Consider the following 23,204-nt stretch of genomic DNA (forward strand, 5'->3'; position numbering starts at 1 on the left):
CTACAGTGTCGGGATGACCAGAACCGCCCCGCCCCCGTTGTCGATGGTTCAGGTGCTCGCCTGCGCCGGACTGATCGTCACGCTGTCGATGGGCATCCGCCACGGCTTCGGCCTGTGGCTGCAGCCCATCACGATGGAGCGGGGCTGGACGCGCGAGACCTTCGCGTTCGCACTGGCCATCCAGAACCTCGCGTGGGGCGTGGCCACCCCGTTCGCCGGCATGCTGGCCGACCGGTTCGGCGCGTTCCGCGTGCTGGTCTCCTGCGCGGTGCTGTACGGCCTCGGCCTGGCCGGCATGGCGGTGGCCACCACCGGCCTCGCGTTCACCACCAGCGCCGGCATCGTGCTGGGCCTGGCCCAGTCGGGCACCACCTACGCGGTGGTGTATGGCGTGATCGGCCGCAACGTGCCGGCCGACCGGCGCAGCTGGGCCATGGGCGTGGCCGCGGCCGCCGGCTCGTTCGGACAGTTCCTGATGGTGCCGGTGGAAAACGCGCTGATCAGCCAGCTCGGCTGGCAAGGCGCGCTGTTCGCGCTGGGCGTGGTGGCGCTGGCCATCGTGCCGCTGGCCCTCGGCCTGAAAGAAGCGCCGTTCGCCAAACCCACGGCCGCGCAGCAAAGCATCGGCGGCGCCATCCGCGAGGCCTTCGGGTACCCGAGTTTCGTGCTGCTGATGGCGGGCTACTTCGTCTGCGGCTTCCAGGTGGTGTTCATCGGCGTGCACATGCCCAGCTACCTGAAGGACCACGGGCTGACCGCCAACGTGGCCACCACCGCGCTCGCGTTGATCGGCCTGTTCAACGTGATCGGCACCTACGCGGCCGGATCGCTGGGCCAGGTGTTCCCGAAACGCTACATCCTCTCGGCCATCTACCTGCTGCGGTCGGTGGTGATCGTGATCTTCCTGAACGTGCCGCTGTCGCCGATGAGCGTGTACGTGTTCGCGGCCACGATGGGCGTGCTGTGGCTGTCCACCGTGCCCCCCACCAACGCCATGGTGGCGCAGATCTTCGGCGTGCGCCACCTGTCCATGCTGGGCGGGTTCGTGTTCTTCAGCCACCAGATCGGCTCGTTCCTCGGCGTGTGGCTGGGCGGCCGCCTGTACGACGCCACCGGCAGCTACGACGTGGTGTGGTGGATCGCGGTGGGCCTCGGCGTGTTCGCCGCGCTCGTGAACCTGCCCGTGCGCGAGACGGCCATCGAGCGGCCCGTCGCCCAGCCCGCATGAGGACTGCCGCCGTGCGCCGCCTGCTCGCCTGGGCGCTCACCGGTGCCGCGCTCGTGGCCGTGTTCCTGGCGTACCTGAACCCGCAACTCGCGTTGACCCTCGCCAACCAGCTCTGGAACTGCTTCTAGATGACAGACACCGCTCGCGTGATCGTGATCACCGGCGCCTCGGACGGCATCGGCGCTGAAATGGCCCGCCAATGGGCCACCCGCGGCGTGGCCCTCGTGCTCGCGGCCCGGCAGGTGGACAAACTCGAGGCGGTGGCCGCACAGTGCCGCGCCTCCGGCGCCCGGGTGGCCGTGCAGCGGTGCGACGTGGGCGTGCAGGCCGACTGCCAGGCCCTGGCCGGGGCAGCCGTGGCCGCGTTCGGCCGCATCGACGTGCTGGTGAACAACGCCGGCGTCTCTGCCCACGCGCTGCTCGGCGACGTGACCGACCTCGGCTGGTACCAGGACGTGATGCGCGTGAACCTGTGGGGTGCGGTGTGGTGCACCCACGCGGCACTGCCGCACCTGAAGGCCACGCGCGGCCAGGTCGTGGCGGTGTCGAGCCTCGCCGGGCTGGTGGGGTGCCGGGGCGCACCGCCTACAGCGCCAGCAAGTTCGCGATGACGGGGTTCTTCGAGGCGCTGCGGGTCGAACTGGCCGGCACCGGCGTCGGCGTGACCCTGGCCTACCCCGGCGTGGTGGCCACGGAGATCCGCTACCGCGGCTACAACGCGAGCGGCCAGCCGGCCGGCCGCAGTGGCCTGGACGAACGCGGTGCCATGACGGTCGAGACCTGCGCGCGCCTGATCGTCGATGGTGCCGAGGCCCGCCGGCGTGACATCGTCATGTCCGCGAAAGGCAAGGCGGGCCGCTGGCTCAAGCTGATCGCGCCGGGCCTCGTGGACCGCCTGGCGCTGAAGGCGCTGAACCAGGACGCGCACCGGTGACCGAATCGCCCTGGATCACGCGCTGGGCGCACCTCGCCCCGCCCGGCGGCACGGTGCTGGACGTGGCCTGCGGGTCGGGCCGCCACACCCGCTGGTTCGCCGCCCGCGGCCACGCCGTCACGGCAGTGGACCGCGACGCCACGGCCGTCGCCGCGCTCGCCCCGGTGGCCGAGGGGGTGGTGGCCGACCTGGAAGACGGCCCCTGGCCGCTGGGTGACCGCCCCTTCGACACCATCGTGGTCACGAACTACCTGTGGCGCCCGCTGCTGCCGGTGCTGGTGGCCCGCCTCGCACCCGGCGGGCTGCTGCTTTACGAAACCTTTACGTTGGGCCAGCAGACCGTGGGCCGGCCGTCGAACCCCGATTTCCTGCTGCGGCCCGGTGAACTGCTGGACGCCGCCCGCGGCCTGCACGTGGTCGCCTACGAGGATGGCTTCGCCGACAATCCCCCCTGTTTCGTGCAGCGGCTGGCCGCTGTGCGGGCCCTGTCCGGCGGGACGCACCCGGTGCGCTTCCCGCTGTCTCCCGCCCCGAATTCCCCTGCCCCCTCCGAGGGTGAGTAAAATCGGCGGATTCCGAGGAAGAACCGAATGAAACCCATTGTTGGCAGCATCGTGGCGCTCGTGACGCCGATGCAGGAAGACGGCAGCGTCGACTACCCGGCCCTGCGCCGCCTGATCGACTGGCACATCGCCGAAGGCACCGATTGCATCGCCGTCGTCGGCACCACCGGCGAATCGCCGGTCGTGTCGGTCGAAGAGCACTGCGAGATCATCCGCGTGTCGGTCGAGCAGGCCAAGGGCCGCGTGCCCATCATGGCCGGCACCGGCGCGAACTCCACGCACGAGGCCATCGAGCTGTCGCGCTTCGCGAAGAAGGCCGGCGCCGACTGCACGCTGTCGGTCGTGCCGTACTACAACAAGCCCTCGCAGGACGGCATCTACGCGCACTTCAAGGCCATCGCCGAAGCCGCCGACATCCCGATGGTGCTGTACAACGTGCCCGGCCGCACGGTCGCGGACATGCTGCCCGAAACGGCACTGCGCCTCGCCACGGTGCCCGGCATCATCGGCATCAAGGAAGCCACCGGCGACATCGAGCGCGCAGGCTGGCTGATCAAGCAGGCCCCGAAGAACTTCTCGATCTACTCCGGTGACGACTCCACCGCGGTGGCCCTGATGCTCCTCGGCGGGCATGGCAACGTCAGCGTGACCGCCAACGTGGCGCCGCGCCTGATGCACGAACTGTGCACCCTCGCACTGGCCGGCAAGGCCCGCGAGGCCGCCGAACTGCACTTCAGGCTGCTGCCGCTGCACAAGCACCTGTTCGTCGAGTCGAGCCCGGCCCCCACCAAGTGGGCCATGGCCAAGCTCGGCCTGTGCGGCGACGCGCTGCGCCTGCCCATCGTGCCGCTGTCGGCCGCGGGCCGAACCACCGTGGAACAAGCGCTGCGCGATTCGGGTCTCATCTGACGCCGGCCCCCGCCGGCAACGTCCGGCAGGGTGTGTTGCCCGCCTTCCCATCGATCCCTCGGCCCCGGTCCGGCCCTTTTGGCCGGCCGAGTCCAGCATGTGCTCCCCGGAGATGAACAACGTGACCTCTTCCACCCGCTCGACCCCCGATATCCGGCCGATGCGCCTTCCCCTCCGGTCCGTTTCTGTCGCCGTGGCGCTCGCGCTCGGCTTGGCCGGGTGCCAATCGCTCAACGACCTGGTCGGTGGCGACAAGGTCGACTACCGTGGTGGCGCAAAGGCGGGCAAGTCGCTCGAAGTGCCGCCCGACCTGACCCAGCTGTCGGTCGACAACCGCTACCAGCCGTCGGCCATCCGCGGTGCGGTGAGCGCCTCCGATTTCGCCGCCGCGGCCTCCGCTCCGGTGGCTGGCGCCGTCTCCACGAACACCGTGGCGCCCAACGCCGTGGGTGAAGCGCGCATCGAGCGCCTCGGCTCGCAGCGCTACCTGTACGTGCCCATGACGCCGGAACAGGTGTGGCCGCAATTGCAGGCCTTCTGGCAGGAACGCACGCTCGCCCTCACCATCGACAAACCCGAAACGGGCGTGATGGAAACCGAGTGGGCCGAGAACCGCGCCAAGCTGCCCACCGACATCGTCCGCCGCACCATCGGCAAGGTGTTCGACGGCATGTTCTCCACCAACACGCTCGACAAGTTCCGCGTGCGGGTCGAACGTTCGCCCTCCGGCGCCGGCTCGGAAATCTACGTGACCCAGAGCGGCCTCGAGGAATTCTTCGGCGGCCCGCAGAAGGACCAGTCGGTGTGGCAACCGCGCCCGCGTGACTACCAGCTCGAAAACGAGGTCCTCTCGCTGATCATGCTCAAGCTCGGCGTCAAGCCCGAGCAGGCCAAGGCCGCCGTGGCCGCCGCCGCGTCCGCACCGGCCACGGCGCTTCGCGCCCGCGCCATCGAAGGCCGCCCGGCCGCCACCGTGCAGGTGGACGACGGCTTCGACCGCGCCTGGCGCCGTGTGGGCCTCGCGCTCGACCGCAGCGGCTTCACGGTGGAAGACCGCGACCGTGCCCAGGGCCTGTACTTCGTGCGTTACGTCGACCCGGCCAGTGCCGGCCGCGAAGAGCCGGGCTTCCTGTCGCGCTGGTTCGGCGGCGACAAGAAGAAGGCCGACAACGCGCTCGTGCGCTACCGCGTCAGCGTGAAGGGTGAAGGCGAGACCACCGAGGTGTCGGTGCTCAACGCCAGCGGCGCCCCGGAAAACGGCGAAGCGGGTCAACGCATCGTGCGCTTCCTGGTGGAAGAGCTGAAGTAAACCCGGCCCGCGGCATCTGCCCATGATGCGTTTTTGCAGCCTGGGCAGCGGCAGCACCGGCAACGCCACGCTCGTCGAGGCGGCAAGCGGCACCACCACCACCCGCGTGCTGGTGGACTGCGGCTTTTCGCTGCGCGAACTCACCGCCCGCCTGGCCCGCATCGGCCTCACCCCGGCCCACATCGACGCCGTGTTCGTCACGCACGAACATGGCGACCACGTGGGCTGCGCCACCACGCTCGTGCGCCGCCATGGCACGGCCCTCTGGACCAGCCGCGGCACGTGGCGCGCCATCGGTGAACCCGAACTGCCTGCGCTGCCGCAGTTCGCGCGCGACAGCGAGCCCATCACGGTGGGTGACCTGTGCCTCACGCCATACACCGTGCCCCACGATGCCGGTGAGCCGCTGCAGCTGTGTTTCAGCGATGGCCACACGAAACTCGGCGTGCTCACCGACGCCGGGATGGCCACGCCCCACGTGCTCGCCCACCTGCAGCACTGCGACGCCCTGCTGCTCGAATTCAACCACGACCGCGACATGCTCGCGCGCTCCAGCTACCCCGCGTCGCTCAAGGCCCGCATCGGCGGCCGGCTGGGGCACCTCGCCAACGACACAGCAGCGGAGATCCTGGCGGCCTGCCTGCACCCGGGACTGCGCCATGTGGTGGCCGCGCACCTGAGCGAGCAGAACAACACGCCCGACCTCGTGCGCGCGCTGATGGCCCAGGTGACCGGGGGGTCGGCCGGCGACTTCGTGGTGGCCCATCCGGGCGCGGGCTTCGACTGGCTGGCCTTGGGCTGACGCACAAGAGTCGTACTGCGCAGATGGCCCGAGCGATGCAACAGAGCCGAGAAGGGGCCAGATGGACACACCTTTTCAGTGCGCCCATTCATGCTGAAGCATCTCGACCAGCGAGGCCGTGAGTTTCGTTTTTTTCGTTTTATTCCAATGAGGTGCTACACTCGTCACTCCCTTGGAGAACTCCGATGCCTCGCGCTCATCCCCCCGTCGTCAAGGCAGCCGGCGCTGCCCGATACATCCCTGCCCTTGCGGACCCGCTGAACCCTCTTGCACAAGAGGTGGGCAAGGTCGTGGCGCAGGAGATGAAGGTTCTGAACGCCCGGAGTGCGAAGGGGACACAGAAGGCGCATGGGGACGCGCGCATCGTCGTCAACATCGACGAGCTCGGGGCGCACATCACCGTACTGGTTGCGAAGATCCTCAATCAGTCGCTGACGTCGCCGACAGAGGAAGGCAAGGCGTTACGCATGGCGCTCATTGCCAAGCTGGCCAACGCAGAGATTGCTCAAGGCGCTGTCATCGCTTCCGCCCCAGCAGGGGCAACAGCCGCCGATGCGCTGTTGACCACGGCGGAAGCCGCAGCCAAGCTGGAAGTCAGCCGCCCGTACGTGTCCATGCTCTGCGATGCAGGCAAGCTGGGCGAGGTCGTCATGACCGAGGGAGGCCACCGGCGAATTCGGTCATCCGCAGTTGATGCATACCTGACCGGACGTACTCGGCAACATGAGAGCGCACCATCGCCTCGCGCCGCCGGGGTAAAAGCAGGCTTGTACGACCATCCGGACGGGCACTTCACAAACGTCGTCCGCGGCGCGCCCGCAGTCAAAGTACCCCGCGAAGCGGCACCCGTAAAAGCTGCGCGCAAGCCCCGTTCGTGAACCTGCAGGACACCTTCGTCATCCTGGATACCTGCGTGCTGCTCAAGCCGCGGGTGTCCGACGTCCTCATGGACTTGCGGGCAGAAAAGGTCTTCGCGGCCCACTGGACCGAGAACATTGACGTCGAGTTCCTGCGCAACATGCAGGAGGTCTTCGGTGTCTCTGAGGCAGGCGCCCAGAATCGCCTGCGCGCGATGAAACGACGCTGCCCGGAATGGGAGGTCTACATGTTCAGCTCGGACTTCAGTGCCGTTCCCAAGCAGGTCGACGCAAAAGACCGCCACGTCGCTGCAGCAGCGATCGCCCTGCGACATGCCGTGGACAAGGACATCGAGGACGACGCACCCGGCGCGTCCTATGACGTCATCCTGGTCACCGACAACGTCAAGGACCTGGCGAAGAACCAGATGGCGAAGCTCGGCGTTCGAGTGCTGCGGTCGGGTGCATTTCTCAATGAGGTGTACACGGCCGAGCCCGAAGCCACGACTCGCGCTGTCTTGCAAGCCGCCAAGGACTTGAAGACGCCACCATATACCGTGGCCGAACTACTCCATGCCCTTCGGGAGCAAGGCGCCACGACACTGGTCGCCCAGATGTCAAAGGCTCTCGCTGTGAAGCCGGTAGAGCGCGAGCGGATGCCGAAGGCGACCGCGTGAGCGTCCGTTCAACGCCTTTGTGCCACCCGAAACCGCCGTTCAAATGAGCCGGGGGCAACAGCTTGGCGGATGCCAAGACCTGCAGGTTCAAGGCAAGCACCTTGTAGAACCGGCCATGCTCCTATTGCAGAAACTCGGGAAGCTGCAAGTCCGCCCACACCCAAACAAAAAGCCGCCCGAAGGCGGCCTTTGCGAAACCGGGAAGCCCGATTTACTTCTTGACAGCGTCGGCAGCCTTGTTGGCGGCGTCCTTGGCAGCGTCAGCAGCCTTGTTGGCAGCGTCAGCAGCAGCGTCGACGGCAGCGCCAGCAGCGGCGGAAGCGCCGGCAGCAGCAGCGTCAACAGCAGCCGAAGCGGCGCCGGTGGCGGCCGAAGCGGCGTCGGTGGCAGCAACAGCGGCGGCGGAAGCAGCGTCAGCAGCCGGCGTCACGATAGCCGAAGCGGCGCCAGCAGCAGCGGCAGCTGCCTCGTCAGGCTTCTTGCCGCAAGCGGCCAGAGCAACAGCAGCAACCAGGGTAGCCATCAGAAGCGACTTGTTCATAGTTATCCTCAATAAGGTCAAAAGGGGGGTCAAACGGGGTCGAACAATTACCGGTAATTCTGGGAACCCGAGCGACAGATCCCCAACTGAGTCAGGCACGAAAAGCTCGAGCCTTCGCATTGCCTAGCCCATGATTATAGGCATGTTAGGGAACTTCCCTACAGACCGAGTGTGGATGCCGGGAACGCCTCTGACGATCGTTGCAAAACAGCGTCAAGCGTTTCCTTGGCGCGCACGGCATCGGCCAGCTCGGACGACACACTCGCCCGGTAATTTTCGGCATCGAACAGGCGCACCGTGACCACCCCCGGCGCGAGGAACATCGAGGGAATGGCACCGGGTTCAGCTTCTTCGAGTGACCTGCATTCCACCACATGCGACCACTGCCGGCGAAATGCCACCCAACGCGGGTGCCGCCTCACCACATCGTCATAGTGCTGTGCCAGCACCGTGAGCTTGCGGTGTGACATGGCCCACTGCGTGAGGTGTTCGACCACGGCGATCTCGCCCAGTGGCCAATCGGAAAAGTCGTTGTCGCTCAACCAGATCTCGCGGCAGCCCAACGACGCGACCTGCGCGAATGCGGCGCGCAAGGCGTCGTGGAACTCGCCTCGCGACGAGAGCATGCGGTGCGGGGTGTCGGCGCTCATGCGGAGTCCTCCAGTGCAGTCAGTGGGGTGTGGCCCATCCGGCCTCGACCCACTCGTCGAGCAGGTCGAGTGCATCATCGCTCAATTGGCGCACCTGCTCGGGCGTCAACACGCGGGCGTCGGCCAGGCGGCGCATCAGGCGGGCATCGCGGCCACCGGCCTTGAACGATTCACCGTTGATGAAGACATGATGATCGTCATACATCATGCGCGTGCGGCGGTCGAGCTGCACACCCGAACCCACCGGCAGCACGTCTGCCGGCGCGAACCAGACGTTGGCCTTCGGCTCCGTCAGCAGCTCACCCATCGCACATTGCAGCGCCTTGGGGTCCTTCAGCAGGCGCGCCACCGCGTCGGCGGCGAACGCCTGCAGGTCGGCGGGGATGCGGCCCGGTTCGCGCGTGGCGGGCTGGCCGCGATCCTGGTACAGCACATCGCTCTCGGGTTCCTCGGCGGCGTCGAGCACCCGTTGCAGCACCTCGCGGCCCAGCGTTTCCTTCGGCGGGGCACGAAAGCCGATCGAGGCCGTCATGCACTCGCCTTCGGCCACGCCGTCGTGCGCCCAACCCGGCGGCAGGTACAGCATGTCGCCCGGTTCGAGCAGCCATTCTTCCTCGGCCTCGAAGTTCTGGAGGATGCGCAGCGGCACGTCGGGCACGAGCGTGGTGTCACGCGTGCGCCCGATGCGCCAGCGGCGCCGGCCCTGCACTTGCAGCAGGAACACGTCGTACGAGTCGACGTGCGGGCCCACGCCACCGCCGTCGCTCGCCCACGAGATCATCAGGTCATCGAGCCGCGCATCGGGCACGAAGCGGAACTGCGAGAGCAGTGCGTGCGCCGCCTCGACATGCAGGTCGACGCCCTGCACCAGCACGGTCCAGCGCGGCTGGTCCACCTTCGGGAAGGTGCGCCGGGCGATGGGGCCGTGGCGCAGGGTCCAGCCGGCCTCGTCGTGCACGATCAGCCGGGCTTCCACGCCATCCTGCCCGGCCAGCGCGAACAGCTCGGCGCGGGTCTGCAGCGCCACGCCGCCCGGCACCGCCTGGAGCACGAGCAGCGGCTTCTTCTGCCAGTGGCGGCGCATGAAATCCTCGGGCGACAGCGCGCCGAGCAGCGGAGTTGGTTTGAGAATGTCCATGCGCGATTGTGCGATCATTGTTCGATGCTTATTTCTTCCCCCTGCGTCGTCAGCCTGACCTGGCGACTCGAAGACACCCAGGGCAACCTGATCGACGAACTCGAGGCCCCGGTGGAATTTTTCGTCGGCGGCGACGACCTGCTTGCCAAGGTCGAGGAGGCCCTCCTGGGCCAGGAGACCGGCTTTGCCGCCAAGCTCCACCTCGAACCCGAACACGCCTTCGGTGACTACGAACCCGAGCTGGTGTTCTTCGAAGACCGCGCCATCTTCCCCGAAGCCACCGAGCCCGGCATGCAGTTCGACGGCCCGCCCCCCGGCGCCAAGACCGAAGGCCTGGTGGAGGACGCCATCTACACGGTCACCGAGGTGTACCCGTCACACGTGGTGCTCGACGGCAACCACCCGCTCGCCGGCATCGCGCTGCGCCTCGACCTGAAGGTGCTCGACGTGCGCGAAGCCACCGAAGACGAGATGGCCAACCGCTCCGTCACCACGCCGGGCCTGAGCGTGCTGCAGACGGCGCCGTCGGGCGGCAAGCTGCACTGACCTCAACGGGTCATCCCGGCGCAGGCCGGGGCCCATTCTTCCACGCAAACCGCTGTCGACCGACGAGCTGGCGTGGGCCCCGGCGTTCGCCGGGGTGACGGAAAGGTCAGTGGCGCCCGGTTGACCCGAAGCCCGAGGCGCCGCGGTCCGATTCCCCGAACTCCGCCACCTGGCGGAACGTCGCCTGCACCACCGGCACGATCACCAGCTGCGCGATGCGTTCCATCGGCTGCACGGTGAACGTGGCCGGGCTGCGGTTCCAGCAGCTCACCATCAGCTGGCCCTGGTAGTCCGAATCGATCAGCCCCACGAGGTTGCCGAGCACGATGCCGTGCTTGTGGCCGAGGCCCGAGCGCGGCAGGATCAGCGCGGCTAGGCCGGGGTCGGCCACATGGATGGCGAGCCCGGTGGGGATCAGCGAGGTCTGTCCCGGCTCGAGCACCAGCGGTGCGTCGATGCAGGCGCGCAAGTCGAGGCCGGCGCTGCCCGGCGTGGCGTAGGCGGGGATCTGCTCGGCCATGCGGCTGTCGAGCACCTTGAGGTCGATGGTGGTCATGGGAACGTTCAGGCGGAAAGCCGGTGGGCGATGTCTTCGATGAGCTGGCGGGCCAGCGTGAGCTTGTCGGCGGACGGCAGCTCGCGCTGGCCCGTCGCGTCGACCAGCACCAGCGCATTGTCGTCGCGCCCGAAGGTGGCCGGGCCGAGGTTGCCCACCACCAGCGGCACCCCCTTGCGCTCGAGCTTCTCGCGGGCGTGTTTCAGCAAGTTCTCGCTCTCGGCGGCAAACCCCACGCAGAACGGCCGGTCGGGCAGGCGCGCCACGGCAGCGAGGATGTCCTGGTTTTCGGTGAGCTCGAACGTGGGCGCCACCTTGCTGCCGTTTTTCTTGATCTTGTGCCCGGACAGGCTCGCCGGCCGCCAGTCGGCCACGGCCGCGGTGGCCACGAACACGCTGTGGCGCGGGGCAAGCGGCAGGACGGCGTCGTACATCTGCTGGGCGGTCTGCACGTCGATGCGGCGCACGCCACGCGGCGTGGGCAGGTGCACCGGGCCCGCCACCAGGGTCACGTCGGCACCGGCCTCGCGGGCGGCGCGCGCGATGGCAAAACCCATCTTGCCGCTGGACAGGTTGGTGATGCCCCGCACGGGGTCGATGGGCTCGAACGTGGGGCCGGCAGTCACCAGCACACGCTGGCCGCGCAGGCGCTTGACCGCGAAGAAGTCGACCACGTCGGCCAGCAGTTCGGCGGGTTCGAGCATGCGCCCGTCGCCCACCTCGCCACAAGCCTGGTCGCCGTTGCCGGGGCCGAACACCGTGGTGCCGTCGTCACGCAGCTGCGCGAGGTTGCGGCGTGTGGCGGGGTGGTCCCACATCTCGCGGTTCATGGCCGGGGCCACGAGCAGCGGGCACGTGGCGATGGGGCGCGCGAGGCACAGCAGGCTCAGCAGGTCGTCGGCACGGCCCTGCACGAGCTTGGCCAGGAAGTCGGCGCTGGCGGGCGCCACCAGCACCGCATCGGCACCGCGCGTGAGGTTGATGTGGGCCATGTTGTTGGCCTCGCGGGTGTCCCACTGGCTCGTGAACACCGGGTGCGTGGACAGCGCCTGCATCGTCACCGGCGTGATGAACTGTTCCGCCGCCTCGGTCATCACCACGTTCACGGTGGCGCCGGCCTTCACGAGCAGGCGCGTGAGTTCGGCCACCTTGTAGCAGGCGATGCCGCCCGTGAGGCCGAGCACGATGCGCCGGCCTTGGAGGTCCAGGGGTGGGGTCATGGTCAGAGGGCAGTCCAGCTGCGCGAGAGGTCGGAGAAATTGAAGAGCACCCGGACGGCCTTGCCGTAGACCTGGTGGTGTGGCAGGAAGCCCCACACCCGCGAGTCGGCCGAGTTGTCGCGGTTGTCACCCAGCATCAGGTACTCGCCTGCCGGCACGGTGCATTCCCACTGGCCGGTCTGCTCGCTGTGGCACTGTGCCGCCAGTTCCGGGCGTGTCAGGTCGAGCGGCATGCGCCCTTGAAGCAGCGGGTTCACCTTGATGGCGCGGTGCCCGCCCTGCGACGATTCCTGCAGCAGCCATTGCCCGCGGTCTTCGGCCTTTTTCACCACCGAGGCGCCGGCCGGGGACGTGTCGAACGGCTCGCCGTTCACGCTGACGGCGCCGCCCTGGAACCGCACCACGTCACCCGGCATGCCCACCAGGCGCTTCACGTAGAACTCGGACACCTTGAGCGGGTAGCGGAACACCACCACGTCGCCCCGTTGAGGGCGGCCCAGTTCGATGGCGGTGTTGGTGAACGGCAGGCGCGGGCCGTAGGCCAGGTGGTTGACCAGCAGGTAGTCGCCGACACGCAGCGTGGGCTCCATCGAGCCCGTGGGCACCTTGGGCCAGTCGGCCACGGCCACCCGGCACGTGAACATCAGCGCCACCACCACGAACAGGTCGGCGCCCAGCGCCCAGAACGGGCGGTGGGCGGCGTCGGGCTTGCGGCGCTGCCGGCGGCGCAGCGCGAACCAGCAGCCGCCGGTGACCACCAGCAGCAGGAAAAGCGTCTCGTTGATCGAAAAACCGATTTGCATGCGAGCCCAGTGAAGTTGGCCGAATTATGAAGGGGTGCCCAAGTGGACCATCCGGGCGCGGCATCGGTTCCGCAGGCTTTTGAACTTCATAAACTTTCAGTAATTCCTGAAACTTCAAATACACTTGCCCTTGACCTGCATCAACCCGAACTTGCCATGCCCCCCCTCTCCCCCCTCGTCCGCAGCTTCGTGAGCCATTTCGGTGAAATGGGCAGCCGCTGGGGCATCAACCGCACCGTGGGCCAGATCTACGCGTTGATCTTCGTGTCGCCCCGTGCCGTGAACGCCGACGAGATTGCCGAGGCGTTGGCGTTTTCCCGGTCGAACGTGAGCATGGGCCTGAAGGAGCTGCAGTCATGGCGGCTCGTGAACCTGCGCCACCTGCCCGGCGACCGCCGCGAGTACTTCGACGCCCCCACCGACGCCTGGGAGATCTTCCGCACGCTGGCCGAGCAGCGCCGCCGCCGGGAGATCGAGCCCACGCTCACGATGTTGCGCGCCGCGCTGCTGGAGCAGCCCGCCACCGAAGACGACCGCGTGGCCCAGGAACGCATGCGCGGCATGCACGACCTGATCGAGATGATGACCACCTGGTTCGACGACGTGCAGCGCATGGACCAGAAGACCCTCTCCCAGCTCATGAAGATGGGCTCCAAGGTACAGCGGCTGCTCGAGTTCACCGGCAAGGTTCCCGCTCGCAAAGGAGTCTCCTCATGATGGACGCCCTCCTGCTGGCCCGCATGCAGTTCGCGGCCAACATCACGTTCCACATCCTGTTTCCCACCATCAGCATCTCGCTGGGCTGGGTGCTGCTGTTCTTCCGGTGGCGGTGGCTCACCACCCACGACACGGCCTGGCTCACGGCCTACCGCTACTGGACCAAGGTGTTCGCCCTCACCTTCGCGCTCGGGGTGGTGAGCGGCATCACGATGAGTTTCCAGTTCGGCACCAATTGGCCGGGGTACATGGAGAAGGCCGGCAACATCGCGGGCCCGCTGCTGGGCTACGAGGTGCTGACGGCGTTTTTCCTGGAGGCCAGCTTCCTCGGCATCATGCTGTTCGGCCATGGCAAGGTCAGCGAACGGGTGCACCTCACCGCCACGTTCCTCGTGGCGTTCGGCACCACCCTCAGTGCCTTCTGGATCCTGAGCCTGAACTCGTGGATGCAGACACCCACCGGCCACACCATCATCGACGGCGAGTTCCACGTGCTGAGCTGGTTCGACGTGATCTTCAACCCGTCGTTCCCGTACCGGCTGGCGCACAAGCTGCTGGCCTCGGGCTTGACGGTGGGGTTCCTGCTGTGTGGCATCAGCGCCTGGCAACTGCTCAAGCACAAGGCGAACGCGGCCACGGCACGGGTGCTGCGCACCGGCGTCACGCTGGCCGCGGTGCTGATCCCGGTGCAGATTTTCGTGGGTGACCTGCACGGCCTCAACACGCTGAAACACCAGCCGGCCAAGGTCGCCGCGATGGAGGGGGTGTGGGACACCGAACAGGGCGCACCGCTGCTGCTGTTCGCCTGGCCCGACGAGACCACGCGCCGCAACGACTTCGCCATCGGCGTGCCCAACGGCGCGAGCCTGATCCTCACGCACCGGGCCGACGGCGAGATCAAGGGCCTGAACGAGTTCAAGGGCGCCCACCCGCCGGTGGCCCCGCTGTTCTTCGGCTTTCGCATCATGGTGGGCATGGGCGTGCTCATGTTGCTGCTGAGCTGGTACGGCTTCTGGGCCGCGCGGCGCCGCGGATGGCAGGTGGCGCAGCTGCCCCGGCCGCTGCTGTGGGCCTTCACCGCGATGACCTTCTCGGGCTGGGTGGCCACCGTGGCCGGCTGGTACGTCACCGAGATCGGGCGGCAGCCCTTCATCGTGTACGGCCTGCTGCGCACGGCCGACGTGGCATCCACCGTGCCGTCCGGCATGATCGCGCTCACGTTGACGCTCTACGTGCTGACCTACGCTGCGCTCATCGTCTCGTACATCGCGGTGCTGAAGTACATGGCCGAGAAACCCGAGGAGGTGCTCGCCACCGAAGCGGACGACCGCGCTCGCACGCCGCCGGGCGCCCAGACGGCCAACCTGCCCGCCCACGAAGGGACTGCCCCATGACGTTCAACGACACCCTGCCCCTGATCTTCATGGCGCTGATGGGCGTCTCGATGCTCACCTACGTGGTGCTCGACGGCTACGACCTGGGCGTGGGCCTGCTGATGCACCGGGCCACCGACGACCAGAAGGACGTGATGGTGGCGTCCATCGGCCCGTTCTGGGACGCCAATGAAACCTGGCTCGTGCTGGGCGTGGGCATCCTGCTGATCGCGTTCCCGAAGGCCCACGGCATGGTGCTGACCGCGTTGTACCTGCCCGTGGCGCTCATGCTCATTGGCCTCGTGTTGCGCGGCGTGGCGTTCGATTTCCGCGTGAAGGCGCGCGACACGCACAAGCACGCATGGAACCGCGTGTTCTTCGCCGGCTCGGGCCTGGCGTCGGTCTCGCAGGGCTGGATGCTCGGCCACTACATCACCGGCCTGAACACCGGCTGGCAGTACGACCTGTTCGCCGCGGCCATCGCGCTCGCGTTGCCGGCCGCCTACGTGCTGCTGGGCGCCGGCTGGCTCATCATGAAGACCGACGGCGAGCTGCAGGCCCAGGCCGTGAAGTGGGCCAAGCTCGCGTGGGTACCGGTGGTGGTGGGCATGGGGTTGATCTCCATTGCCACTCCCTGGGTCAGCGGCACCGTGCGGGACCGCTGGTTCAGCATGCCTGCATTCATCGCGCTGCTGCCCATCCCGCTGATGACCGTGGCTGCGCTGGGCTTGCTGCGGGTGTCGCTCGGCTGGAAGCGGGTGCTCGGGCCCCAGTGCTGGGTGCCGTTCGTGCTGATGGTGACCGTGTTTTTCCTCGGCTTCTTCGGCCTGGCCTACAGCATCTACCCGTACGTGGTGATGGACCGCCTCACGCTGCAGCAGGCCGCCAGCTCACCCGCGTCCCTGAAGGTCATCCTCGTGGGCGTGGCCCTCACGGTGCCCATGATCGCGGCGTACACGGTGTTCGCGTACCGCGTGTTCTGGGGCAAGGCGGGCGAGCTGAAATATGCATGAGGCCCCCCAGTCGCTTCGCTCCTGCCCCCGAGGGGCGACCCCGGGTCGGCCGGCGGAGCCGGTCCTCGCGGGTGGCTTGATCTGGCGCTTCGCTTCGCTTGCTCAACGACAAGAGGCCCGGATTGACCGAGCCTTTTGTCGTGGGACGACGGGCGATTCGACGCAACGTTCCGCAACGCGGGTGTTCCGTGCCTTTAGCGGCTGAGACATGCCATTAAAGTCCGAGACATCGAGCATGGCCGGAACGACCGCCATGCAGGCGGAAGCGAACACCAGGCAGGCAGAATTGAGCCATGGATTCGGAGACCGAGTAGGTCCGCAACACGTTCGTTCAGAGAAGTCTTCTCGTCCCGCATAGAAAGTGATTCGGACCGTGCTCACCGACAATGACGCATGCCAGTTGGTACTTGCAAAACTCGACTACGGCGAGCCCTTCGCGCTGCAGTCATGCTCGTTGTCAGAGCGAAAAGACTATTGGATCATTCGGGGAAACAGTGCTGCCTACGTCTTGCACGGAGACGCCTCGCGGCGCTATGTCGGCGTCAACGCGTACCTCGTCGATGTTGACAGCGGACTCATCGAGATCGTCGGTAGTGGACACGACGTGAGTGAGTACCTTCAGGACAAATATGACCTACGCGAGGCGGATGGGCGGCACTATGTCCTGACCGCAAACTTTCCCCGCTCTGACAAGCGCGCGATCGTACACCTTCGCCAGGTGCTGGAGTGCTCAGTACAGCGCGCGAGGGAACTCGCTGACGCAGGCCGCCCTTGGCTCACTGGAACGCGTCGCGACTTGCAACGGGCAGAGGAACTGCTGCGAGATCGGGGGGTAGCAACGGCAGTCAAACTCGTTGAGCAACCGCTTGATGCTCGGCCCCTTGGCGGCTCGGTCTGGTTCTGGGATCCGATCAAGACAGCTCTGAGGGAGTGAACGGCTGAGCTCAAGCCAAACCCGTCGAATGTGCTCGACCCGTTGTGCGGTACGCAGTGCAGCCGACGGCCCGGAGACGGCGCTCAGCCTGAACCACCCGCACTGCAGACGGAAGCGGACCCGACCGCTACCTTTGCAGCGAGCCCGGTTGGGTCCTTTGCGGTTTGTAGAATCTCTGCCCACGCTTCTGGGAAATCAGCATGCCGGTTGATGAGATCACTGCTTTCAGGGTTGCTGCCGAGGCTGCTGGCCGGCAGGGCTGGCCGTGGCGGCCTCCGTTTGCCGTTGGGCACGACGGCCAGGTACTGCACAGCTCCGTCAACCCGAAGTAGTAGCGGCTAGGCGGTGTGACCGCAATCAGCCTGAACCAGCAGCACCCAGTCGCCGCCCACACATCGCGACTCAATTCATGAAGCCTGAAGTCAACGCCAACAAGATCGTCGTCGTTTCGGGCGCCGGGGTCAGCGCCGAGAGCGGGCTGCCCACGTTCCGCGACACGAACGGTTTGTGGAACGAATACTCGTGGCAGGACGGGTTCCACCTTGCTTCAGCGGTGAAGGTCCTCGTGGTGGGAACGTCTCTCTCGGTTTTTCCTGCAGCTTCGCTGCTCAGGCACGCGCGCGGGCGGGCGGAGAAGGTGCTTGTTTCACTGGACGTCTTGAAGCCGCTTCACGGATTCAGGTGGATCAAAAAGCTGGCGAGCAAAGCGGTGCCCGCGTTGACGTCGGACTGGCTCTCTGAGGCCGGGACGGAAAAAACCTGTGAAGCGCTTGGGATGTCAGGTCGTCGTCCGCAGCCGTACTTCCGCTTCCAGCTTGAATCGGCGGTCGCTGTGCAGACTGAAGCGGGCATCCCGTGCTACGGCGTCAGGCAGGACGGCCACCCTCTTTGGAGGGAAGGTGGCAGAAGGGACGCTTGCCTAGACTGCGGACCCACCGGCGCCCTGCGTCAATTCCGAAGAAGGTGTTCAATGTTTCATCGTGTCCGCGGGTTGTTGATGGCGCTCGGCGTGCTTGTTCCCCTGGCCTCGCAGGCGGTCGTGCTGACGGTGCCCGGTGCTTACCCGACGATCCAGAGCGCCATCGATGCAGCCCCGGCCGACGCGACAGTGCGTGTCTCGCCGGGCACGTACCGCGAAAACCTGCGCATCCAGAAAGCCTTGAAGCTGGTTTCAACGGATGGTGCCGAGAGCACCATCCTCGATGGAAGCGCGAAGGATGTGGTGATCTGGGTGTACGGTGCGGGCGACGGCTCGGAAGCCGTGACGATTTCGGGTTTCACGATCACGAACGGGCGCAATCTTTTCGACGGCGGGAACGCCCAGACCCCGGGGACGGGCGGAGGTGTTCGCGCCGAAAACGTCGTGGCCACGATCGTCGACAACACCATCACGCACAACGCTGCCTGCAGGGGTGGCGGCATCTTCACCCAGACGATCACGGTCAGCATCGGCCGCAACACCATTCGGCAGAACAATGCCGAATGTGGAGGCGACCAAGTCGCGGCGGTGTTCCTCAACGGAGGCGGGTCGGCACCGTCCGAGCTCACGCACAACCTCATCGCGGGGCATCGCTTCGGCGGCGGAGTCCGCGTGAACTCGGTAGACAGCGTCCGCATCGCATCGAACATCTTCCGCAACAACCACGCGCCCGAATACGGCGGAGCTCTCTCCGTTTACTCATCCAGCGCCGACATCGTCGACAACACCTTTGTCAACAACTCAACACCGTATGGCGGTGGTGGCCTGTTGCTGCAGACCGATGTGCAGACCAACAAGGCCAGGGTTCGGAACAACACCTTTCGGGACAACAACTCGGCGGACGGGTCAGCCGCCTTGTTGAGGAGTTACTACGATCAGGCGATCCGCTTCGTCAACAACGAAGCCTCTGCCAACTCTCCAGCCGCCCTGGTGAGCTGCGAGGCATTCCAAGTCACCATCCCAAGGAACAATTCCCTGGTGAACAGTGGTGGGCCCGCGTTGGGTGGCAACTGCATTGAAGGGCGCCCTTGACCGTGCGTGAGGCTCGCGGCGGAGATGCTCAGGATCGTGTGCCCTAACTGTCTACGCGACGGCGCTGCAACGGTTCGCAGCTGGGCGCATACATTGATTGCTTGACCGCAGGAGAATGCTGTGAGTAAGTTCTTCGCCATCGTCGTCCTGCCGCCCACCGTTGATATCCGCTCGGCTGATGCGGTCGAGCAGGCTGTTGACCGATTGATGCGGCCGTTCGAAATTTGGGACGGCGACGATCCGACTCCGCCTGGGCACAACGGCTGTTGGGACTACTACTGGTGCTGTTCGAAGGCGTGGTTGGTAGAGGACGACAGGGCATCCGACGTCTACGATGGTCAAGAAGACCTCGTATTTCCGGTCGACCGAATCACGGAAGACGGTGTCGTGCATGCGCTCGTGACGCCTGATGGCAAGTGGCACGAGAGCAATGCGACGTACATGAAGGAGGATCCCGACTGGGACCAGAAGGCACTTGCACTTTTGCGCGCCCATCCTGCGCATTTCGGGGTCCTGGCCTACTGCCACAGTTGACGAGGGATGGCCGCGCCCGTGGAGCCGCGCTTCGTACGACACTGAGGGTCAGGTCTCTAGTTTGAAGTTCAACCTTCAGACCTGACCCCAAAGAGCTACGGTGTTCGCGTACCGCGTGTTCTGGGGCAAGGCGGGCCAGCTGAAATATGCATGAGGCCCCCAGTCGCTTCGCTCCTGCCCCCGAGGGGCGACCCCGGGTCGGCCGGCAGAGCCGGTCCTCGCGGGTGGCTTGAGGGGGAACTTCGCTTCGCTCGTCCCACAACGCGGGTGTTCCGTGCCATTAGAGTCTGAGACATGCCATTGAAGTCCGCGACATCGAGCATGGCCGGAACGACCGCTATGCAGGCGGAAGCGGACTTGTGCCATCAACTCGGGTAACGTGCGCTGCCTCACAAGAGCAAGGGTTGCCTTTCATGTTGCTGGACGTTTCCCACTTGCCGCCGGAGCATGGCTGGTTGACGGTCACTTTCATCACCTCGGATTCAACGGTCGTGGTCGATGCTTCCGACGCGTTGAACAATCCGATTCAGGACTTGCTGGCTGCACTAGATGCGGTCTCGCGCGGGCAACCTTCATCCGTTCGATGGTTCCTTGAGCCGGGCGCTTACGTGTTGGACCTGGAACCAAGCGGCCAGGAGGTCATGCTCCGTCTGACGCTATGTCGCGACTCGTTGGAAGGGAATGACGGCGTGCGGAAGCTGGACCTGTCCGGCCCACGCGGCGCCATCCTCGCTCCCATTTGTCGGTTGCTTCGAAACATTGAGGCCGGGAACTATCCGACCTCGACTTGGCCACACTCGAACTTGGGAGGGCTCGAAATCATCGAGCATCGCCTCGGCCTCGATTAGGCGAAACGCGCTTCAGCGCATACCGATGTCGCTCTCAGCCTGAAGCGGCGCGCATGCATACTGCAGCGATGGCAATCTGGCAATTTGATGTCTGCATCCTCCCCGGCTGGGCGCCGGCCCTTTCGCACGGCCCCGACGGCTACATCTCGCCACAGTGGACGCTTCGACCGCGGAGCGAGTCATGACCTGGTGTAGTGAACGTTGGGCCCGCCAACCATCTGCGCTCGTCGCAAGTCGCCTGCTCGGCGGTAGAAGCTTTGTGCAGGCGCTCGACGAAGCCCAGGAGGTACTTGAGCACAGCACCGGACCGGTCGAGCGTTATGAGCTTGGTGTCCTGCTGGACGGTCGATTGGATCCACCTCAGGGGAGCGGTTACGTGGTCGACTGCTTTTGGTCTGCAGTGGCGGCTGTCCTGCGAACTAGGACGTTCGAAGACTGCCTACGGACTGCTATTGCGTTTGGCAATGACACGGACACTACCGCTTGCGTGGCCGGCGGGTGGGCCGGTCTTCTTTACGGAGAAGAAGCCATTCCCTCGCGCTGGCGGGCGGCGCTCCACGGCAAACACTTGGTCGAACCGTTGCTTGAGCGTTTGACGGCCGCGTGGATTTCGGGCGAGGCCCCTCGCTCGGCGCGGGTCGAGTGACCGCTTCCTCAGGCGGTCATAGCGAGATGTCTCAGACACTGCCGCCAAGACCGCATTGCGGCCCTCGGGGCAGCCGAGGGCGTCTCAGCCTTTCGCAGCGAAAGATCGGCTGACGCCACCTGGGCCAGTCGTCTCAGGCGGTGCGCCAGGAGAGCAAGCGCAGCCGAGCGGCCGATCAAGCTACCGCCGAGCCCGGGTCCCCCGGGCGACCGCGGGCGCCCCTTGGGGGCAGGAGCGAAGCGACTGGGGGGCCTCATTCAATCCATGAAGTCGTCGTAGCGCTTCTGGGCGTAGCCGCCCAGCTGGTCCCATGGAACGGCACGTGCGGTAGCCGGCTGCAGCTGCACGGACACCGTCCGCCGCACGCTGCCATCGTCACGCCGCGATTCCACCTTCAGCGCAATCTGTCGTTGTTCCGACCACAGCACGCGGTGCGACCAGCCGTCGCGCTTGTCGGTGCGCCACTGGGCGTCACCCACCGCGCCCGAGGCCTTCATCGAGCGGGCCAGTGCGGCCGGCACGACGCTCGACGCGGCGGCAAAGCTGCCGTCGAACCCCACGGTGCCGAACTCGGCGCGCGGGATGGCCACCACGGCCTTGTGTTCACGGTCCACGAACTTCACGTCCACCTGGCCATCGGCACCCAGCTTGAGCCAGCGCGCGGCCGTCTCGCCGTTGAAGTGCTTGTGGCCCACGTGTTCGGCCTTGTGGTCGTGGTCGTCATCCGCGCCAGCAGGCAGGATGCGTTCGATCCACACCTGGTCGCCGCGCCGCACGAGGCGCTCCTGCCAGGTGTCGGTGCGGGTGACACCGGACGACATCACCTGCCGGGTCTCGTAGGTGACGATGGCGTCGACGTCGGGCGCCGGTGCAGCCGCGCCGGCAGCCGCCGCGGCCACCGCCAGCGCCACAGCCGCGGCACGAAGCAGTCGTGTCATCGTGTCAGTACCCCGCCGCCGTCTTCACCAGGCCGAAGACCTTGGTGTTGTCGAGCGTGCCCTTGAAGGCCTTCGCCCCGGCGCCTTCGGCGTGCAGCTTCACGTCACCGCCACCGTGGGTCTCGGAACCCGGCGAGCCGCGGCGGATCGCCACTTCCTGGAGGTAGTTCTTGCCGGCCATCACGGTGGGGTCGACGTCCACGCGCACGTCGGCACGGTTGGAGCCGTTCGCGAACACGAGGTTGCCGTACGTGACACCGTTGACGTCCTTGCTGGCAACGCCGGTGGCGTAGCTGATGTTCGGGCCGAGGATGTCGGTGCCGCGCTTGCCGTACCCGTTGAACGCCATGCCGTGGTCGTGGTCGGCCGTGACGACGATCAGCGTGTTCGTGAGGTCCGGGTCGAACGTCTTGACCTTGTCGATCACCGCCTGGATGGCGTCGTCGAAGGCCTTGGTGTCGGCCAGCGCGCGGGCGGCGTTCGTGCCGTGCAGCGCATGGTCGATGCGGCCGCCTTCAACCATCAGGAAGAAGCCGTTCGTGTTCTTCGACAGCACGTCGACGGCCTTCGTGGCCATCTGCGCGAGGCTCGGCTCCTTGGTGGCGTCGCGGTCGAGTTCGTACGACATGTGGCCCTCGGCCGCAGCCTGGTCGAACAGGCCGATCAGCTTCGTGGTGGCGGCCACCGGCGCGGCGTTCAGGCTCGCGAGGTCGTTGACGGCGGTGTAACCCTTGGCCTGCAGTTCGGCCACGAGGTCACGCCCATCCGGACGGCCACGCGGCGTGGTCGTCGCGTTGTACGGGCGCCAGTATTGGCTCATGCCGCCCAGCAGCACCGTCACGCCATTGCCCAGCGCGGCGTTGTAGCCCGTGCCACCGGGCACGGCCTGGCGGGCAATCTCGTACTCGGCGTTGCGGTGGCAGGTGTGCGCGTAGGTGGCGGCCGGCGTGGCGTGCGTCAGGCGGGCCGTGGTGACGGCGCCCGTGGCCTTGCCCTTGGCGATCGCCAGCTCGAGCAGGGTGACGGACGCCGAGCCGTTGCCGGTGGTGGGGCACTTGTCCACCGAACTGGGCACGCCGGTGGCGGCATCGGTGCCGGGCGACACCGCGACGGTGGTGCCGTCGAGGCCCAGTGTCTCGTTGCGGGTCTTCACACCGGTCATGTACGCGGCCATCGACGGGGCGCTGTCGGTGGTCTGGCCATCCTTCGAGAACGTCTTGATGCGGGCCGCGTAACGCAGCTTGTCCATCGCAAGGGAACCTTCTTCGCCGACGTACTTGATGCGCGTGGCGGTGGTGGTGACCGGGCCCATGCCGTCGCCGAGGAAGAAGATGACGTTCCTGGCTTCACCGGCGGCGAGCACCGGGGTGGACAACGCGGCGCCAGCCAGGCCGACGGAGATGGCGAGGGCCAGGGAGTTGAGCTTGTTCATGGAAAGTGTTCTCCGGGTGCGTCGG

General features: G+C 66.6%; 25 protein-coding genes and 1 pseudogene. 18 read left to right on the plus strand and 8 right to left on the minus strand.

What is annotated here, in order from left to right:
- Positions 1-13: 13 nt before the first annotated feature.
- The 9 genes and pseudogenes from ASC87_RS29925 to ASC87_RS29960 all read left to right on the plus strand — a co-directional run bounded on the left by ASC87_RS29925 (position 14) and on the right by ASC87_RS29960 (position 7,279).
- Positions 14-1,228: an MFS transporter gene (locus tag ASC87_RS29925; protein WP_056671881.1), complete on the plus strand. Its 1,215-nt coding sequence runs from the start codon at positions 14-16 to the stop codon at positions 1,226-1,228.
- Entirely contained in the window at positions 1,225-1,356 is a 132-nt protein-coding gene (locus ASC87_RS33565; RefSeq protein WP_255359274.1) for a hypothetical protein, read from the plus strand. Before ASC87_RS29925 ends, ASC87_RS33565 begins: the two co-directional genes overlap by 4 nt.
- A pseudogene (locus tag ASC87_RS29930) lies at positions 1,357-2,162 on the plus strand (SDR family oxidoreductase). It abuts the gene before it with no gap.
- Entirely contained in the window at positions 2,159-2,725 is a 567-nt protein-coding gene (locus ASC87_RS29935) for a bifunctional 2-polyprenyl-6-hydroxyphenol methylase/3-demethylubiquinol 3-O-methyltransferase UbiG (protein WP_056671884.1), read from the plus strand. The pseudogene ASC87_RS29930 and the gene ASC87_RS29935 overlap by 4 nt, the downstream one beginning before the upstream one ends.
- Positions 2,726-2,752: 27 nt before the next feature.
- Positions 2,753-3,634, plus strand: coding sequence for a 4-hydroxy-tetrahydrodipicolinate synthase (gene dapA, locus ASC87_RS29940; RefSeq protein ID WP_056671887.1), 882 nt, complete (start codon positions 2,753-2,755; stop codon positions 3,632-3,634).
- A gap of 160 nt (positions 3,635-3,794) precedes the next feature.
- Positions 3,795-4,943, plus strand: coding sequence for an outer membrane protein assembly factor BamC (bamC, locus tag ASC87_RS29945; protein WP_157604461.1), 1,149 nt, complete (start codon positions 3,795-3,797; stop codon positions 4,941-4,943).
- Between the two features lie 25 nt (positions 4,944-4,968).
- Complete coding sequence (locus ASC87_RS29950) at positions 4,969-5,745, plus strand: MBL fold metallo-hydrolase (protein ID WP_157604470.1); 777 nt, start codon at positions 4,969-4,971, stop codon at positions 5,743-5,745.
- A gap of 185 nt (positions 5,746-5,930) precedes the next feature.
- Positions 5,931-6,623 (plus strand): excisionase family DNA-binding protein, encoded by a 693-nt coding sequence (locus ASC87_RS29955; protein ID WP_056671896.1) that lies wholly within the window; start codon positions 5,931-5,933, stop codon positions 6,621-6,623.
- On the plus strand, positions 6,620-7,279 hold the full coding sequence (locus ASC87_RS29960; protein ID WP_056671899.1) for a hypothetical protein: 660 nt from the start codon (positions 6,620-6,622) through the stop codon (positions 7,277-7,279). The genes ASC87_RS29955 and ASC87_RS29960 overlap by 4 nt, the downstream gene beginning before the upstream one ends.
- A 211-nt stretch (positions 7,280-7,490) precedes the next feature.
- Here ASC87_RS29960 and ASC87_RS29965 read toward each other — a convergent pair whose 3' ends face one another.
- The 3 genes from ASC87_RS29965 to ASC87_RS29975 all read right to left on the minus strand — a co-directional run bounded on the left by ASC87_RS29965 (position 7,491) and on the right by ASC87_RS29975 (position 9,608).
- Positions 7,491-7,820: a hypothetical protein gene (locus ASC87_RS29965; protein WP_056671904.1), complete on the minus strand. Its 330-nt coding sequence runs from the start codon at positions 7,818-7,820 to the stop codon at positions 7,491-7,493.
- Between the two features lie 158 nt (positions 7,821-7,978).
- Complete coding sequence (locus ASC87_RS29970) at positions 7,979-8,470, minus strand: hypothetical protein (protein ID WP_056671907.1); 492 nt, start codon at positions 8,468-8,470, stop codon at positions 7,979-7,981.
- Between the two features lie 19 nt (positions 8,471-8,489).
- Positions 8,490-9,608 (minus strand): JmjC domain-containing protein, encoded by a 1,119-nt coding sequence (locus ASC87_RS29975; protein WP_056672179.1) that lies wholly within the window; start codon positions 9,606-9,608, stop codon positions 8,490-8,492.
- Positions 9,609-9,632: 24 nt separating this feature from the next.
- Between ASC87_RS29975 and ASC87_RS29980 the strand changes: the two genes are divergently transcribed.
- Positions 9,633-10,154, plus strand: a complete 522-nt coding sequence (locus tag ASC87_RS29980) for a peptidylprolyl isomerase (protein ID WP_056671910.1) — start codon at positions 9,633-9,635, stop codon at positions 10,152-10,154.
- A 106-nt stretch (positions 10,155-10,260) separates the two neighbouring features.
- On the opposite strand, the gene dut is transcribed toward ASC87_RS29980, so the two are convergent.
- From dut to lepB, 3 genes are read right to left on the minus strand one after another with little or no spacing between them, the layout of a single operon-like run.
- Positions 10,261-10,710, minus strand: coding sequence for a dUTP diphosphatase (gene dut / locus ASC87_RS29985; protein WP_056671913.1), 450 nt, complete (start codon positions 10,708-10,710; stop codon positions 10,261-10,263).
- A gap of 8 nt (positions 10,711-10,718) precedes the next feature.
- A complete protein-coding gene (coaBC, locus tag ASC87_RS29990) occupies positions 10,719-11,930 on the minus strand; it encodes a bifunctional phosphopantothenoylcysteine decarboxylase/phosphopantothenate--cysteine ligase CoaBC (RefSeq protein ID WP_056671916.1) in 1,212 nt (403 codons plus the stop codon).
- A gap of 2 nt (positions 11,931-11,932) precedes the next feature.
- Positions 11,933-12,733: a signal peptidase I gene (gene lepB / locus ASC87_RS29995; protein WP_056671919.1), complete on the minus strand. Its 801-nt coding sequence runs from the start codon at positions 12,731-12,733 to the stop codon at positions 11,933-11,935.
- A 156-nt stretch (positions 12,734-12,889) separates the two neighbouring features.
- On the opposite strand from lepB, the gene ASC87_RS30000 reads away from it, so the two are divergent.
- The 8 genes from ASC87_RS30000 (at position 12,890) to ASC87_RS31395 (ending at position 20,809) form a co-directional block, all read left to right on the plus strand.
- The gene (locus tag ASC87_RS30000) at positions 12,890-13,450 is read left to right on the plus strand and encodes a GbsR/MarR family transcriptional regulator (protein WP_056671922.1); all 561 of its coding nucleotides are present in this window, start codon (positions 12,890-12,892) and stop codon (positions 13,448-13,450) included.
- Positions 13,450-14,844, plus strand: coding sequence for a cytochrome ubiquinol oxidase subunit I (locus tag ASC87_RS30005; RefSeq protein WP_056672183.1), 1,395 nt, complete (start codon positions 13,450-13,452; stop codon positions 14,842-14,844). The genes ASC87_RS30000 and ASC87_RS30005 overlap by 1 nt, the downstream gene beginning before the upstream one ends.
- Positions 14,841-15,836 carry a cytochrome d ubiquinol oxidase subunit II gene (locus tag ASC87_RS30010; protein WP_056671925.1) on the plus strand — a complete coding sequence of 332 codons (996 nt, stop codon included), beginning with the start codon at positions 14,841-14,843 and terminating at the stop codon, positions 15,834-15,836. Before ASC87_RS30005 ends, ASC87_RS30010 begins: the two co-directional genes overlap by 4 nt.
- Before the next feature lie 373 nt (positions 15,837-16,209).
- Positions 16,210-16,770, plus strand: coding sequence for a hypothetical protein (locus ASC87_RS30015; protein ID WP_157604462.1), 561 nt, complete (start codon positions 16,210-16,212; stop codon positions 16,768-16,770).
- 409 nt (positions 16,771-17,179) lie between these two features.
- Positions 17,180-18,781 carry a nitrous oxide reductase family maturation protein NosD gene (locus ASC87_RS31390; RefSeq protein ID WP_082569065.1) on the plus strand — a complete coding sequence of 534 codons (1,602 nt, stop codon included), beginning with the start codon at positions 17,180-17,182 and terminating at the stop codon, positions 18,779-18,781.
- Positions 18,782-18,901: 120 nt separating this feature from the next.
- Positions 18,902-19,315 (plus strand): hypothetical protein, encoded by a 414-nt coding sequence (locus tag ASC87_RS30025; protein WP_056671934.1) that lies wholly within the window; start codon positions 18,902-18,904, stop codon positions 19,313-19,315.
- Between the two features lie 413 nt (positions 19,316-19,728).
- Complete coding sequence (locus ASC87_RS30030) at positions 19,729-20,163, plus strand: hypothetical protein (protein WP_162255227.1); 435 nt, start codon at positions 19,729-19,731, stop codon at positions 20,161-20,163.
- Between the two features lie 181 nt (positions 20,164-20,344).
- On the plus strand, positions 20,345-20,809 hold the full coding sequence (locus ASC87_RS31395; protein WP_082569066.1) for an ADP-ribosylglycohydrolase family protein: 465 nt from the start codon (positions 20,345-20,347) through the stop codon (positions 20,807-20,809).
- A gap of 257 nt (positions 20,810-21,066) precedes the next feature.
- On the opposite strand, the gene ASC87_RS30035 is transcribed toward ASC87_RS31395, so the two are convergent.
- Positions 21,067-21,747 carry a hypothetical protein gene (locus tag ASC87_RS30035; RefSeq protein WP_157604463.1) on the minus strand — a complete coding sequence of 227 codons (681 nt, stop codon included), beginning with the start codon at positions 21,745-21,747 and terminating at the stop codon, positions 21,067-21,069.
- 4 nt (positions 21,748-21,751) lie between these two features.
- The gene (locus tag ASC87_RS30040; RefSeq protein WP_056671944.1) at positions 21,752-23,179 is read right to left on the minus strand and encodes an alkaline phosphatase; all 1,428 of its coding nucleotides are present in this window, start codon (positions 23,177-23,179) and stop codon (positions 21,752-21,754) included.
- Positions 23,180-23,204 lie beyond the last annotated feature (25 nt).

This window comes from Rhizobacter sp. Root1221, assembly GCF_001425785.1.
Lineage (GTDB): Bacteria > Pseudomonadota > Gammaproteobacteria > Burkholderiales > Burkholderiaceae_C > Rhizobacter.